This is a genomic window from Methylobacterium adhaesivum, assembly GCF_022179065.1.
Lineage (GTDB): Bacteria > Pseudomonadota > Alphaproteobacteria > Rhizobiales > Beijerinckiaceae > Methylobacterium > Methylobacterium adhaesivum.
The window spans coordinates 188795-203003 of the sequence record NZ_BPQD01000020.1 but is presented as its reverse complement, the minus strand read 5'-3'; the positions used below and the strand labels follow the sequence as shown (position 1 = coordinate 203003).

Annotated in this window: 12 protein-coding genes; 3 read left to right on the top strand and 9 right to left on the bottom strand. The window is 64.3% G+C overall.

Going from position 1 to position 14209, the window contains the following annotated elements; all coding sequences use genetic code 11:
• Positions 1 to 36: 36 nt before the first annotated feature.
• A complete protein-coding gene (locus MFF01_RS15725; RefSeq protein WP_238226918.1) occupies positions 37 to 1425 on the bottom strand; it encodes a site-specific integrase in 1389 nt (462 codons plus the stop codon).
• Between the two features lie 714 nt (positions 1426 to 2139).
• Here MFF01_RS15725 and MFF01_RS15720 point away from each other — a divergent pair.
• Positions 2140 to 2544: a hypothetical protein gene (locus tag MFF01_RS15720; RefSeq protein WP_238226908.1), complete on the top strand. Its 405-nt coding sequence runs from the start codon at positions 2140 to 2142 to the stop codon at positions 2542 to 2544.
• Between the two features lie 1141 nt (positions 2545 to 3685).
• On the opposite strand, the gene MFF01_RS15715 is transcribed toward MFF01_RS15720, so the two are convergent.
• The 4 genes from MFF01_RS15715 to MFF01_RS15700 all read right to left on the bottom strand — a co-directional run bounded on the left by MFF01_RS15715 (position 3686) and on the right by MFF01_RS15700 (position 6487).
• Entirely contained in the window at positions 3686 to 4339 is a 654-nt protein-coding gene (locus tag MFF01_RS15715) for a hypothetical protein (protein WP_238226907.1), read from the bottom strand.
• Positions 4336 to 4962 carry a hypothetical protein gene (locus MFF01_RS15710; RefSeq protein ID WP_238226906.1) on the bottom strand — a complete coding sequence of 209 codons (627 nt, stop codon included), beginning with the start codon at positions 4960 to 4962 and terminating at the stop codon, positions 4336 to 4338. The genes MFF01_RS15715 and MFF01_RS15710 overlap by 4 nt, the downstream gene beginning before the upstream one ends.
• A 225-nt stretch (positions 4963 to 5187) precedes the next feature.
• Positions 5188 to 5835, bottom strand: a complete 648-nt coding sequence (locus MFF01_RS15705; RefSeq protein WP_238226905.1) for a hypothetical protein — start codon at positions 5833 to 5835, stop codon at positions 5188 to 5190.
• Positions 5836 to 5851: 16 nt separating this feature from the next.
• A complete protein-coding gene (locus tag MFF01_RS15700) occupies positions 5852 to 6487 on the bottom strand; it encodes a recombinase family protein (protein WP_238226904.1) in 636 nt (211 codons plus the stop codon).
• A 216-nt stretch (positions 6488 to 6703) separates the two neighbouring features.
• On the opposite strand from MFF01_RS15700, the gene MFF01_RS15695 reads away from it, so the two are divergent.
• Positions 6704 to 7297 carry a hypothetical protein gene (locus MFF01_RS15695; RefSeq protein ID WP_238226902.1) on the top strand — a complete coding sequence of 198 codons (594 nt, stop codon included), beginning with the start codon at positions 6704 to 6706 and terminating at the stop codon, positions 7295 to 7297.
• An 83-nt stretch (positions 7298 to 7380) separates the two neighbouring features.
• Here the strand turns inward: MFF01_RS15695 and MFF01_RS15690 are convergent, their stop codons facing one another.
• Positions 7381 to 8199, bottom strand: a complete 819-nt coding sequence (locus tag MFF01_RS15690; protein WP_238226901.1) for a hypothetical protein — start codon at positions 8197 to 8199, stop codon at positions 7381 to 7383.
• 210 nt (positions 8200 to 8409) lie between these two features.
• A complete protein-coding gene (locus tag MFF01_RS15685) occupies positions 8410 to 10098 on the bottom strand; it encodes a site-specific integrase (protein WP_238226900.1) in 1689 nt (562 codons plus the stop codon).
• Positions 10099 to 11054: 956 nt separating this feature from the next.
• Between MFF01_RS15685 and MFF01_RS15680 the strand changes: the two genes are divergently transcribed.
• The gene (locus MFF01_RS15680) at positions 11055 to 11501 is read left to right on the top strand and encodes a hypothetical protein (protein ID WP_238226899.1); all 447 of its coding nucleotides are present in this window, start codon (positions 11055 to 11057) and stop codon (positions 11499 to 11501) included.
• A 227-nt stretch (positions 11502 to 11728) separates the two neighbouring features.
• Here the strand turns inward: MFF01_RS15680 and MFF01_RS15675 are convergent, their stop codons facing one another.
• Positions 11729 to 13081: an L-serine ammonia-lyase gene (locus MFF01_RS15675; protein WP_238226898.1), complete on the bottom strand. Its 1353-nt coding sequence runs from the start codon at positions 13079 to 13081 to the stop codon at positions 11729 to 11731.
• Between the two features lie 319 nt (positions 13082 to 13400).
• The gene (locus MFF01_RS15670; RefSeq protein WP_238226897.1) at positions 13401 to 14201 is read right to left on the bottom strand and encodes a HesA/MoeB/ThiF family protein; all 801 of its coding nucleotides are present in this window, start codon (positions 14199 to 14201) and stop codon (positions 13401 to 13403) included.
• Positions 14202 to 14209 lie beyond the last annotated feature (8 nt).

The following is a 14209-nucleotide window of genomic DNA, read 5'->3' as shown; positions in this document are numbered from 1 at the left end:
AAGTCGGAAAACCGGCACCTCAGCGGAAGCAGGGTTTCAAGGTACAGCTTTGACCACGCTCCTACGACGACGGGGAGTCAAAGCCTGTGCTTCCGTCACTGGGCTGCCATCCAGCGGGGGCAGCAGGACTTTCGCCACGGCGACCTTTGCAGCCGCCATCTCGGGGCCTTCGGAGTAGCGTCCGAGCGTCAGGCCGGAGCGCTTGTGCCCTACGATGGCGGCCAGAAGATCACCATCAACCGCAGCTCGCTCTGCCTTGGTGATGAACCACCGCCGGAAGCTATGAAAGTTGACAAGTGACCGCCGCTTGCCCTCGACCTGCTCGTTCACTCCGAGGCCGCGTCGGTACTTCGTGAAGCGCTTCGAGAAATAGGCGCTCCTCTCCCGTATCGAGCCCTTCGCCACTGCTGCCGGCCATTCCGGAAAGAGATCGTCCTCGGGGGTCTTGCCCATGGCGCGGCCAGCGACCATTGCCTGAAGGGCGGAATGAATCGGGACGTCCCGAGCTGATTTCTCCTTTTTCTGCGGCTTGAACGTGAACCAGCCGTCGGCGCACTCGCCGACCCTAAGGTCGATCACGGCGTCCAGGCGGGCGCCCGTAAGTGCCGCGATCAGCATGACGTCCAGCATGCCAGGGTCGGCCTTACCCATCAGAAGCGTCTGGACCTCGGTGTCGGTGAAGGCGCGTTCCTCCTCTTCGTGGTCGACGGATGGCTTTTCCAGGTGCAGGTCAGCGAACACATTACGGTCCACCGGAGTGCGCAGGACGAGGTAGGTCCAGTAGCGGCGCAGCCGTCCAAGGTACTTCGTGGCAGTCGCCCAGCCCAGGCCCGTGAAGTCCTGCAACTCGTCCATGAAGCGGACTGCGGCCTTGACGTCGAACCGCTCCAGGAAAGGGGGAACGTCCCGTGCCGCGCACCATTCCAGAAGGATTTTGAGCGCCCTGGGGTCGTCCGTCAGCGACCGCTCCTTGATCTTTAAGGTCTTCATGAAGGCGGGATGATGCAGGGCGATGGGCGTAGCCGTGCCGCGGGCCACCGCGCCGAACTGGGCCGCCTTCTCCTTCGCCTCACGGGTGGGCACTTCGAACTCGACGACCTCTCCATCCTCGTCGAGATCGGTCTCGGTACGGGAGCCGGCCGACCAGATCTCGGCTTCCCGATCCCTTAGGGCGGCCGCGTAGTAGTCGTAAGTCTGGTCGCCCGGCTTACCGGAGTGGTCGAGGATGCGCGCCCAGGCTGTCGCCTCCTGCAACTCCGACCCCTTCCGTCCTCCCAGCGTAAGCCAAGCCTTATCGAGGCGCGCCTTGAAGTCCTTGACGATGGGACCCTTCAGGACGTTGGCCGAAAGCAGCGATTTGGTGCCCAATCCTTGCTTCAGACGGGCGCAGCCGACGAGCGACCGCAGGGGGGCAGGCACACCCATACTCACGCGGTAATACCCGTCGTGAAGCTCCAGATAGGCGTTCCTTGGGTCCGGCTTACGAGGCACGAGGTCCTCCGGTGCATAAAGGGCCTTATGACCCCGATATGTCCCGAGACATGTCCCGGAATCCTCCACCGAGCCAAGCACTTATATAGTTAACAAGGGCTTAGCAGAGGATCTCGGACAATCCCTCCGTCTCCGCCATTCCATTTTCTTGTGTAAAATCAGCTACTTAGCTTGACCTCTGTGAGGTGTTTTGTAGTTCTTTTGTGGGTGCTGCTTTGTAGCGGCCCTGTGAGTTCTACACCGGCTCGGGCACGGGTCGCTCTGTGATCCAGACGATCCGGTCCTCAAGCCCGTAATGCGAGACCGTGCACCGGCCTAAGGCCGAGTGGTCGCCCACTGTGATGTCGTGTGGCCCTGAGACCCAGCGGCCCGAGACGACAAGTTCCTCCCATAAATCGGCGTGAAGGACGCCAACCTCGATCTCTCTTGTGTGCATGTTTTCCCCAAGAGCCGCCCGGTTCGCATGAGGCGACTTCTTTGACGGCTGCGGCCTCATGGTCGTCTATGAAGTGACCGTCAAGTTCATCGACTGGGAACGACATTAGTCAGCACTGACTTATCTGAACTCCACTTAACTCTCGTGATCGTTCACAGAAAGCCCGTGACGTTCCGGTGACAAGCTCGGCCTTAGGCGCTACGGCGCCGGGTATGAAGAAACTCGCCCTCGCCTTTGTGTCGGTTCTCCTGCCCGGTGTTGCGCTCGCGCAACCCGCGCCGGTGTTTGCCATCCCGATCACCGGGCAGTTGACCAACGGGTCGCCCGCAGCCGGGCAGGCCACGGGCTACAACAATGGCGTCGGGGAGTTCTGGGTCGCATTTCCCGGCTCCATCCGCTGCACCGGCACATGGGCAGTGCGAGACCCGAACCCGACAATCGTCATCCCGGTCTCGTGCGGCGCCCGTGTGCGCGGCGAGGCCATCGTGACGCGGCAGGCCGGCTTCATGACCGGCTCAGCCATCGTCGCGTTGAGCAACGGCCAACGCGGTCAGTTCGTGTTCGGCGACCTGACCTACGAGACGGCGTTCGGGCAGGGGCGGGTCCGGACCCGCTGATACGCTCGCCCCTGAGCCGGGCGGGTCTCGCGACCGGGACCTGATGGTCTCGGGCTCCCAAGTGCATGCCCGTGGGGCCGGTGCGAGCCCTTCCGGTTCTTCCTGAGCGGCGAGTGCACCGCGCGGTAGCCTCGGAAACTCAGGGGCAGGCGTCTCGGTCTCCGGGGCAGACTGAGTGCCAGCCGACGCCTTTGCCAGCCCACGGGCTTCTATGACGATTTCGCGGGCTTGCTGGTGAAGCTCCTTGGCCCGTGCCCGGACGCTGTTCGTCATCGTGAAGGCCGGGCCATCGAAGCTAAGTCGCCACTGAGAACCGGGCCGGTCACAGGCGAAGCGCTTGCGGACACCCGGCAGGGCGAGCCAGCACCGCTTCGTCATGTAGGAGGCCCACCCGTCGTCGCGCGCGATCTTGAGCTTGCACTGATACCGCGAGGCGCGTCCGTCCCACGAGCCCAGCGCGGATCGCATCGCCTTCCTGATACCCCTGCGGCGGCTCCGGGTGAGGTTCCCGAAAGCGCCCGCGCCATGGACGTGCAGGAGGAGCGTGCCGTCCGCCGTCTTCTCCTCCTCCAGGGAGGCCATCCACTGCACCGGTCCAAGCTCGTCGTCCAAAGCCTCCTTGAGGCGCTTGTGGAGCCATGGGAGCGGCTTCCCGGTCGCGCGGGCCTTGGCGTCGATCTCCGGTGAGCACCACACTGTGAACCCGACGACCGGGCCGGCTCCCGTGAGGGCCTGGAACGCGAAGAACCCCTGAACCTCGTCGGTGGCGTCGCGCCAGTGCCTCGGGGTCTTCGTCAGGTAGGAGGGGAGAGGGTCAGAGGGGGCATACCCCATACCCATACTTACTATAGCGGGCACGTCCGATGCGGCTGGCGCGTGGTAATTCGCAACGCCGCTAAGTGCCTTGAACTCGTTGAGGAACTGCCGATCCGCAAGGGGGCTGACGCGACGCTTTGCGCTCCGCCTTTTTTGCACACCGGCAGGGGCGTTCTCGCCGGCCGGGGTATCGGCACACGAGACCGGCACCGGGGCGCAGCATGGGCGCGCCTCGGCATGTGCCGCGTCGAGTGGGAGCTTCGGTGTAAGGGGCATGATGATGATCGAGCCGTTCGCCCTGGCCGGGGCGGGCGGCTCACTCGTTTCAGGCGTTCAGTGCGTTCTCCCGGTCGTCCTTGAGCGTCCCGAGCACGCGGACTGGCCCGAGCCGGCGCGGGTCCACCAACACCTCAAGGTCGTCGGCGTTGTAGACGATGGCGCTTGCCGGTGCCTCCGTCGCCAGCAACACGAGGTCGCCGTCCCACTCGTGGAAGGCTGAGGTCGCGACCGAGACCGGCAGCGCCAAGCTACGTTCTCCAGTCCACCAGAGCCCGAGATGACCGGACTTGTAGCCGTCGAGCGGCGCGACCGCGTAGAACGTGGCGTGGGCTGGGATGGGCTGGGTCGTAGGGAGTAGGACGCTCAGACCGTCGAGGAGGAGTGCGTCCTGACCAAGGAGGTCGCACGTCATGGTCCGGCGCAGCCCGAACGGCTGCGATGCGCTGGCCTGCCATGCATCGAGGAAGGCGCCCTGGATCGCGTTGGGGATGGTCCCAAGGGCTACCAGGGCGCGTAGTGCGTCAACCCAGCCGCCCGGCCACGTCACCTGGGCGGCGGCGCCCAAGAAGGCGTCCGCGTCGCCCTGGGCGGCGCCAGCCACGAGGCGCCGGAGCACGTCGGCCTGATGCAGGCTTTCGAGAGCGAGACGGATCGGGCTCGGGCGGTCATGCTCTGCCCGGTCGATATGAGGGGCGGTCACTGCTTGGCCTTGTCGGTCGGGATCGTGGGCATGGTGGTCTCGGTGTTGAGGATGCGGAGGAGAAGGTCGGCCGCCGTGACGGAGCCGTCCGACAGTGTCTTCGTGAGGGGCGGTGCCATACCGGCCGCGTGCTTGCGGAGTAGCGCGGCGAAGTCGGTCGCGAGACTTGCAGTTGTCGCTGTGCGGAAAGTGGTCTCATTGGTCTTCCCGTCCACGAGACCCAGAAGCACGGCGCTGGCGTTTCGACCGACGTAGAGCCTGCGGTCGTCGTCCAGTGTGATGCTGATGGCCGTGCCGACCTTGAAGTCCCGATCTGGCAGCACCTCACGCCCAGCGGCGGCACTGAGCAGTGCGGCGAATGCGCGAACCTGTAGCCGGTCCATGGGTGGGAGGGGGCGACCACGGATCGTAACGCCCACGCTGTCGTTCCAGATCGGCTTGACCTCACAGAGCCCTGGGAGATCATCTCCGATCTCCTTGTCCTCAATGGCGCGCCGGATCATGTCCTCGACCACCGCGACTGCGGTCACGCCGCGGTGGTCTGCCAAAGCGCGAAGCTGGGCGAGGCGTTCGGCCGGGAGGCCGAGCATGACCTGGGTCGGCTTGACGTGGGGAGTGGGCATGGTCGCGAAGAGGTCCGAAGCTGTGGCGATAGCCTATATATTAGCTCTTCCTATGCCGACCTTCAAGAACCAAACGCGAACGTCACCTCACAGATTTCGTGGTCGAAAATCTCCGGTGGACGCATATTGGACCCCCTTCCAGGGGGTCGAAATTCTCTAGGACTTCGACCTCGACCCCACCCCCTCTTGTAGAAACCGCATCGCGTCGAGTTTTGGCGCGCTCAGCTACACATCGTCTTCTTCGTCACCGTCCTCGATCACAACATCATCGTCTTCCTGTGATGACATATCAGGACGAATGTCGATGAAGCTGCCGTTGAGTGCATCTTCCTCATCCTGCTTGTTACGCATGTCCTCGATCTCAGTGTCCGTCATATCCCGGATCACCAGCACCGGGATTTCATCGTCGTTCACGTCGTCGTCGGAAATGCCCAGCGCACTACGCTTGAGACTGTGTAAGCGTTCAAGCGCTGACGCGGCATTGGTCAACATCTTGATCGCGGCAGCGGCAGCGAACGTCTGGGCCGGGTCTGCGGCTGCGGCGTCGAGCCGAGCCACGATCATGCCTTCGACCTTCACCGCATGGGCGTAGGTGGCCTCCCGGATCGTCGTGGCGCGTTCGGCGAGAGTGCCCACCTGGGCGGCCTGTTCCTCCGCGACCCGTGCGACAACCTGGGCGGCGAGTGCCTTCGCGGCCTGACCCTTCTCGATACCGCGCCGGGCGAAGCGGGCCTGTAGACCCCGCTCTGAAGTGCCGAACCGATGTGAAAGCTCGGGGAGCGAGGCAGCACCGGAGGCCCATACAGCCTCGGCCTCCGCCCATTCGGCTTCGTTGAGGCGGGTGTAGCGGCGCTTCGCGGGCTGGGCGGTCACGGGGTGTTCTCCTTCATCACGCGGCCCAGCGGGCAAGCGCGGCCTCGGCCTCGGCTCGGTTGTCTCTGATCCTATAAATGGCTTGCCGGGACAGGCCGGTCTCCTTCGCGATGGCCGAAATGCCGGAGCCCTGAACAAGGAGATCGCGGACGGTCTCAAGCTGGGCGCGGGTGAAGCTGGGCTTACGGCCCCGGTAGCTGTCGCCGTCCTGGGCCTTGGCGTGTGCGATGCCGGCCTTCTGGGCCTCCTTCGTAGCTTCGGCCTGGGCCTGGGCGGTCGCGGCGAGGAACCCGATCAGCGCATCCCGGACGGCCATCTGCACCGGGTCGGTGGTCGCGCCGTCGAACACCATGCCATTGATGACCGTCTTCACGACGACGCCCCGGCGCATGAACTCCCGGATGGTCTCGGTCACGTCCGCGTAGTTGCGGCCCAGCCGGTCCACCCAGCGGACCACGAGAACGTCGCCGGCCCGGAGCTTATCGAACAGGCGGCGACCTTCGGGGCGCTCCATGAGCGTGGTGCTCACGCCCGACACGCCCTCATCGACTACAACGTCGTCCACTTTGAACCCGGCTCCTTCGGCCTGCTTGCGCTGGTGCGCGCTGGTCTGGTCGGCAGTCGAGACGCGAGCGTAAAGAACAGTCTGCATGGCGATGGTCCGTGTCCGCTGTGGTGCTGTCCGATAGATAGCTTGTCCGAATGGACAGGTCAACCCTTACGGACAGTGTTTCAGCGGTTCGTTTGGGTGTCCGCAGGGGCATGCCTCAACGGACACCCGAGTGGATGCGTCAGGCGCATAGATGTAGCTGAATGCCCTCTGGGCGACTAAGCTGGAGGCTTCACGAAAAATGTGAATGCCAAATAGATGAGCGTATTGAAGCAGACGTTGGCCTCCCTAAGGCTTGCAGTAGCTATTCGCTATTGGCACGCCGCCAGAATTATCCTTTCGCAACAAAGTCGCGATGTCGAGTTCATGGAACCTGTCGGACATTTGCTGAGTATGGCGGTGGAACTCGCTCTCAAGTCTTACCTTCTTGAGCGTGGAGTGACAGATCGCGAAATGGGAAAGCAGAGAATACAGCATGATCTTGGTGCGATTTTACGTCTATGCATTCAGAACAATTTACATCTTGGCGAACAAGAAGTTGAGATGATCCTAGTGCTGCGAACAGCTCACTTAGAGCACTTTCATCGCTATGGTCCAAAGGCAATTGGCTATGCCATTGTGATGGCGAATGAGAAATTGGCTTTGAATATTCTAGCGCGGGTCATCGATATCATCTCGGGTGATCCGAGGGATCTACGCCACCTACATCAGAGACCTCATGACCTAGACTGGCCTCTCACGGAACCGACCGGAGAGCCGGTGACGCTGATCCGCTTCAACCGGATGGCGGCGGCAGCCGAAGACTACGCCCAGCAGATTGAGAAGCTCGGCGAGCCGCATAAGCGCCCCTGACTCCGAACGTAGGCTCTCGCAGTTCACCGCGCTGGCGTTCGGCGTGTGCGGATCGGAGGATATAATGACAAGTTCCACCAATTCTACGCGGCGGCCCTCATCGTCTCCGCTGCAAGCTCCTTCAGGAAGAACTCGGTGCGTGCCTTTCGACAGGATGGAAGGCCGGCGAGCGGCGCTCCGAGATCGAGCCATTCGCGGGTCGCGGCGGTCTGGCAGGCCGATGGGACGCCGAGAAGCCGAGAGCGCAGATCGCGCTCAAGCTCGTTCATCCCCGTCTTGGCTTCCGTGTGCCTAAGCGGTGTGTCCAAGACACGAACGTCAGTCAACTTCGATGGGTCAAGCAGAAAATCCATCTGATTGAGCTTGTAGATGATCGCGCTGTGCGGATCGACTGTCATAAGAACAGCGCCTTGCCCGACGTGACTTCGGGAGCCCCCCTTGGCGAAGCGTTCCGCGTAGAGCGGGTAGGTCGTCCACCAGACGCCATGCTCGCCGGCTTCGTGCCCTGCGAGGGACTGGCCCCGGTACAGCACCAGCGGTAGCTCCGCGACACGGTGATCCGGCATCAGGAGCTTCAAGCACCGCACCAGTAGGTCGGTGTTGCCCACGAGGTCGTGCGTCAGTGTCCAGTTGGCTCCTATGGGCAGGCCGTTGGCGTATGGCGCATCCGGGTTGAAGTCCCGGTCCCCGCGCCACGCCACAAGGAAGGCGTAGCGGATATCGTCCGCGATCATGTCGCGCGGCACTCGGTCAAGCGCCGTGAACACGTCCAGCCATGCGCCGGGCCAGTCGATCTCCATCGCGGCTCGGTAGAAGTCCCTTGTGTCCCCCGAAATCGCCGCCCCTACGAACCGGCTGACAACACCCTCGCACCGACGCACATCCTCGATACCCTGTTCCATGTCTCGCCCATGTTCTCGCGTTTCGTAGACGCATTATAGCGAGAGGTCGTCGCGATTTCGTGCGTAAAAGGTGCGGGGAGAACAAGAGCCGGCGACGTTTAGAACGACGATCCAGCGTATGCGCGCCTGCGGAGCCTTTGTGAGATTATCAGTGGCGCCGCGCAATCTGGCACATTCACGTCGGGCTCAGTGAGGCGCTGCTGTCGAGTGCTACAGTGTGAAGCCGTCGAAGTGGATTTTCTCCAGCGCGTCTTTCATCGCCTCAATGGATGTCTCGTGGACATACCGTCCACCGGCCGTCTGGTCGTCGTGGCCGGTGATGTCGTCGCTGATGGATCGTGGGACGCCAGCCCTAGCAAGCGCCGTCTTCATGCCGTGTCTGAAGCTGTGGAACACCTTGCGGTCGTCGATGATCCCGATGCTCGGGAGGTAGGTCCTATTGAACCACCTGGGGATCATCTGAGAGAACTGGATGGTGCGCGCGCGGTGGGCATTCGATTTTGAGACGGCGGTGGCCTTGCGATACCAGTCGGGGAACAGGTGGGTCTCTCCTGCTGTGCGGAGCGCTGTGACGCGGCTCTCGATCCCGAGACGGGTGAGGGCGGAGTGGACCGGCAGCAAGCGCGTCGATCCGCGCGTCTTCACCTGTTCCTCAACGGCGAAGGCGAGGACGCCACGCTCGTGTCGCACGCTGTCGAGCTTGAGTTGCGCGATCTCACTGGCCCGGAAGCCGGTATGGAGCGCGATGAGGAGTGCCCATTGCTGCTCCTCGAACGCGGCTCCCTTCTGGAACAGGGGCGGCGCGAAAATCTTGGCGAGGTCGCCCGGCGTGAACGGCACGCGGGGCGCAGAGGTCTCCGCGATCTGATCCACCTTGATGCCGCTCGCCGGGTTGTCCGGGAGCACATCGTTTAGGACGCACCATTTGAAGATGGATTGCAGGCGAGCGAGCCATTTGTCGTTGACCGTGGTCACATTGAGCACCGGGAAGGGTGTCGCTCGCGCCTTGTTGCGCTTGATCGCTTCGGGCAGCGGCATGTTGGGGAAGCGCAGGGAGTAGCTGGCCGGCGTCTCCATCAGTGCTGTCTTGTAGGAGAGCACGTCGCGTCGGGTGATCGTGTGCACCGGGCGCGCCTCGCCCAAGTGCTCCTCGAACATGCGCACGGCGACGCCATATTCGTAGGCGGTCGCGGGCCGCGCTCGTTTCTCCGTCATCATCAATGGGACGATCTCGCTGAGCGTCTTGGCGCTCAGCGGCCCGAGGATGCGCGGCGAGACCGGCATTGGCTCAAGAGGCTTCTCCGCTGCTAGGAGAGGGTGCGAGGTCGCCGCTGTGGTGTCGCCCTCATCACGGGCCGCTGAGACGGCAAGCGCTTCCCGCTCCGCGACAGCGAGTGCCATCGCCGTTCTACGGAAGTCGGGTGAGGCCGGTGTGATCTCGGTATGCCCTCGCAGACGGAAGCTCGCGACGATGTGGCCCACAAGGGCCTCAAGCTCCGCATTATTGGCAGCGCCGGCCATTGCGCGTCCGAGGTCCGCAACCCGGATATCATCGTTGAAGCCCAGCCCTGCACTCTCGTCGCTCTCCCGGACCTCTTGATCGAACCCGATCTGAGCGCAGTAGTGCTCGCGCGCCATCTGCTCCGCCGTGAGCGGGCGCCCCCGGCGTGCTGGTGCGCGTGGTGCCTCCCCCTCCTTCGCCCTGGCCCGCGCGGCGTCGAGGACGGCTTGCATCTCGGCCACGGCGCCGGGGAGCTTGCGCAAGGCGACAACCCGGTCAGCCCCGAGGGGCTGTAGGAGTTCGCGCTTGCCGACGATGCTGCGCAGGGCCTCCGGCACAACGACGCGCGCCGAGTAGCGCCCGTTGACGTGTAGGAGATGCCGAACCTTGCCTGCCACCGCTTGCTCCGCGCTCTGATTTTGTTGCGAATTTTGTAGCACGAGAACGGGGAAAGACGAGACCGATCAGTGAGTTGACTGTGGCATCAACGACTTGCGGGTCGATGGCGGAGGCTCCCTCCGTCTCCGCCACTCAAGTGGCATAAGCTGTTGCTTTGTCAGAGATATTTTTATCTTCTGATCATAATCGATTAACAGTTTAGCCCAGATCGTCGGGCGACTTGTAGAGAGCCGGATCAAACCTGCGGGGACGATGGTCTCGACGGCAGGCTCCATCTTGGTTCTCGGCACTCTTGAGATCGGGTGTTTGGTCGAGCGCGCGCCGCCGCGCCAGCTTGCGAAGCGCCCCCCGATCTCGGCATCACTCGGAGCGCAGGGACCGCTGGGCCGGCATTGGGCTGCTCGCGGGGCGACCGGTTATCCCGATGGGAGGATGCGCTGATGGTCGAGACGGACCCTTATCTCCGGACGCTGCTCGATCAGGCGGCCGCGGAGGAAGCGTTCCTTGGCAGCTTGCGCCAAGCTTCGCCTGTTCAGGTGGAGGCTGCGGCTACCAAACCCGCGTCACCTCCCCCCGTGTCCTTGATGATTACGAATCGGCAACGGATGGAACTGCGCGGCCGAGGCTTCTCGGACGCGACCATTCGCCAGATGACGCCCGCTGAAGCCCACGAACATCTCGGGTTGAACGGGCCATCGTCACAGTCGAGTTCGCCATAGCGCTCCTTGCCGACGACGAGGATGTCGGATGTTGGAGCACACTGGCCGCTGAGGCGCGTCGTGCAGCGCATCGGGCGTCGCGGTCGTTCGCTGTGGCCGTGTTTATTATTCTTATGCGGTCTGGTGATGCTCCTCGTAAGAAAGTCTTTACGCTGCACTGACATCGTGACGTACCTGATCGAACAGCCGTTCGGGCCAGCGGGGTCCGCTCAGTTACGACGGGAGACAGAAAGTCTATGCCGCGCCTGCTTGAACTGCTCCGCTTCAACATCCAGGCTCTTTTTGCTTGGACCCCCAAACGCTCTCATGTGCTGAGCCTGATCCTGGGCGTTTACGCCCTTGCGGGCTGGGGAGCTTTCGCGAACAAGGCGTCGGCCAACCGCGATCTCACGAATCAGGTCAGCCTCCTGCAGACGGATCGAGACGCGTTGGTCGGCCGCCAAAAAGAGTTGGAACAGGCAAACCTCGACCTTCTCCGCGAATGGCAGGGCAAGCTCGCGTCTGTCCGTGAAGAACTCGGCCAAGCTGTCACGGCCCGCGATGCGGCCAAGGGTCAGCTGACCAGTTCGCAGCGCGAGCTTGTCGCCTCGAAAAAGCGCCTCGACCAAGCGCGGGATCGCGTCTCGGAGACGGGCAGCATCAAATCCACCGAGGCGTCCAAGAAGGCCGCAGGTAAGCCGTAGGATAGCCTGACAACTCGGCTTTCACTGCGATGGACCGTCTGGGCCCAGCCGGTCATCCCGTCCGAGGTGCTTCTCCAGGGCATTGCCAGCCTACGGGACAGCTTTGGTGAGGGCCAGAAGTGCGGGCTCGGGCCGTTCGTCGTTCGCGTCGGACAGCCGACTGAGCGGACATTCATCGGCCCGATCTTTGACACGACGACGGCAGGCGTGGTGGAAATCTCCCGCCATCAGCAGGCCGTGACGTTGACCGCGAGACCGCCCAGCGAGGTCTCCTTGTACTTGTCCTGCATGTCGGCGCCGGTCTGCCGCATGGTCTCGATCACCTGATCGAAGGTGACGAAGTGCAGCCCGTCGCCGTGCAGCGCCAGGGAGGCGGCGGCCACGGCCTTGTTCGCCCCGAAGGCGTTGCGCTCGATGCACGGAATCTGGACGAGGCCGCCGATCGGATCGCAGGTCATGCCGAGATGATGCTCCATGGCGATTTCGGCGGCGTTCTCGATCTGGCGGGCAGTGCCGCCGAGCACGGCCGCGAGGCCGGCGGCGGCCATGGCGGCGGCCGAGCCGACCTCGCCCTGGCAACCGACCTCGGCCCCGGAGATGGAGGCGCGACGCTTGATCAGGCCGCCGATGGCGGTAGCCACCAGCAGATAGTCGCGGCCACGTGCGTCCGACCATTCGGGACAGAAATCGACGATGTAGCGCAAAACCGCCGGCACGATGCCGGCGGCGCCGTTGGTCGGCGCCGTCACGATGCGACCGCCGGATGCATTCTCCTCGTTCACCGCCAGGGCGAACAGGCTGATCCAGTCCATGATCTGATGGGCCGGCCGGCTGTTGTTGAGGCGGGACGCGTCCAAGGTCTCGTGCAGGCGCTTGGCCCGGCGGCGCACCTTGAGGCTGCCGGGCAACTCGCCGTCCTTGCGCAGACCCCGGGCGATACAGGCGAGCATCGCGTCCCGGATGGCGTCGAGCCCGGCATGGATCTCGGCTTCCGAGCGCAGGGCGCGCTCGTTGGCCATCTGCACCTCGGCGATCCCGAGACCGGTCTCATCGCAGACCCGGAGGAGGTCGGCGCCGCTGTCGAACGGGAACGGCATCGCGACGGCCTCGGGGCCGGTCTCGCGGGCATCACCCTCGGTCTCCACGAAGCCGCCGCCGATGGAGTAGCAGATCATCTCGTCGCGGATCGCCCCATCGCCGTCGAGGGCCCGGAACCGCATGCCGTTGGTGTGGCGCGGCAGGACCTCGGTGAAGTTGAACAGGAGATCCCGCTCGGGGTCGAAGGCGATGCCGGCGAGACCGATGGCGCCGCTCTCAGCCAGCGCCCGGGTGTAGCCGGCGACGCGATCCGGATCGACGGTGGCCGGCTCGTGCCCGAGGAGGCCGAGGAAGATCGCCACGTCGGTCCCGTGTCCGCGCCCGGTCCAGGCGAGGGATCCGAAGATCTCGGCCTTCACCCGCGCCACCCCGTCGAGGCGGGCGACGCGCGCGCGGAAGCGACGCGCGGCGACCATGGGGCCGATGGTGTGCGAACTCGAGGGCCCGATCCCGATCTTGAAGAGATCGAAGGCGCTGATCATCACGCGGCAGCCTTGGCGGCCGAGCTGACCCCGGGAGCCTTGGCGACTGTGATCCGTCCGAGGGAACGGGGGTGGGCGATGCGGTCGTGAACCTCAAGCATTGATGCGCTCTCCCTTGAGATCGACGAAGACCGGGCGAAGACGCTGAAACCGTCCGCAATTCGTGCGCCACTGGCTCGACGGAACGGATCGAGCATCCGCATGGGGATCGGCCGAGACGAGGCCGACGGGTTGCTGGCTTCCGGATGCTACCACGTCGGGCCGGGCGAGGGAGTGCTTGCCGACGACGTCCTTTAACGCTTCGGCGAGGCCGAGACCGTCAGATGTGGGAGGCTATGGTGGAGCCCGCCGCCGTCCCGCTCAAGGGGTTCGCGTCGTCCCAGGCATAGGCCAGGGTCTCGAACCGAAGGGAGCGGGCATCGACCATGAGCAGGCGCCCCACCAGGGGTTCTCCGAAGTCCGTCACCGCGCGCAGCACCTCCAGGGCCATGAGCGAGCCCATGATGCCGGCGAGCGCCCCCAGCACTCCGGCCTCGGCGCAGGGCGGCACGGAGCCGGGGGGCGGGGGGGTTGGGAACAGGCAGCGATAGGTCGGGTTCGGGCGTCCGTCCGCCCCGGTCTCGTGCGCCCGGATCGTGGTGAGCGAGCCGTCGAACTGTCCCAGGGCCGCCGTCACCAGGGGGCGTTTGGCGTGGAAGCACGCATCCGACACGGCGTAGCGGGTGGCGAAGTTGTCGGAGCCGTCGGCGACGAGATCGTAATCCGCGATGAGATCCGCTGCGTTCTCGGCCGTCAGCCGCAGGGGGTGCGCAACGAAGGCGACGTGCGGGTTGAGGCGGGCGACGGCATCGGCCGCGCTGTCAACCTTGGGCCGGCCGAGATCCGGCGTACCGTGGATCACCTGCCGCTGGAGGTTCGACAGGGATACGGTGTCGTCGTCCGCGACTCCGATGGTGCCGATGCCGGCCGCCGCGAGATACTGGATCAGGGGTGCGCCGAGGCCGCCGGCCCCGACCACGAGAACCCGCGCGGCTTTCAGGCGTGCTTGGCCCGGCCCCCCGACCTCGCGCAGGACGAGGTGACGGGCGTAGCGTTCGACTTCATCGGATGACAGGGCCATGACCGGGA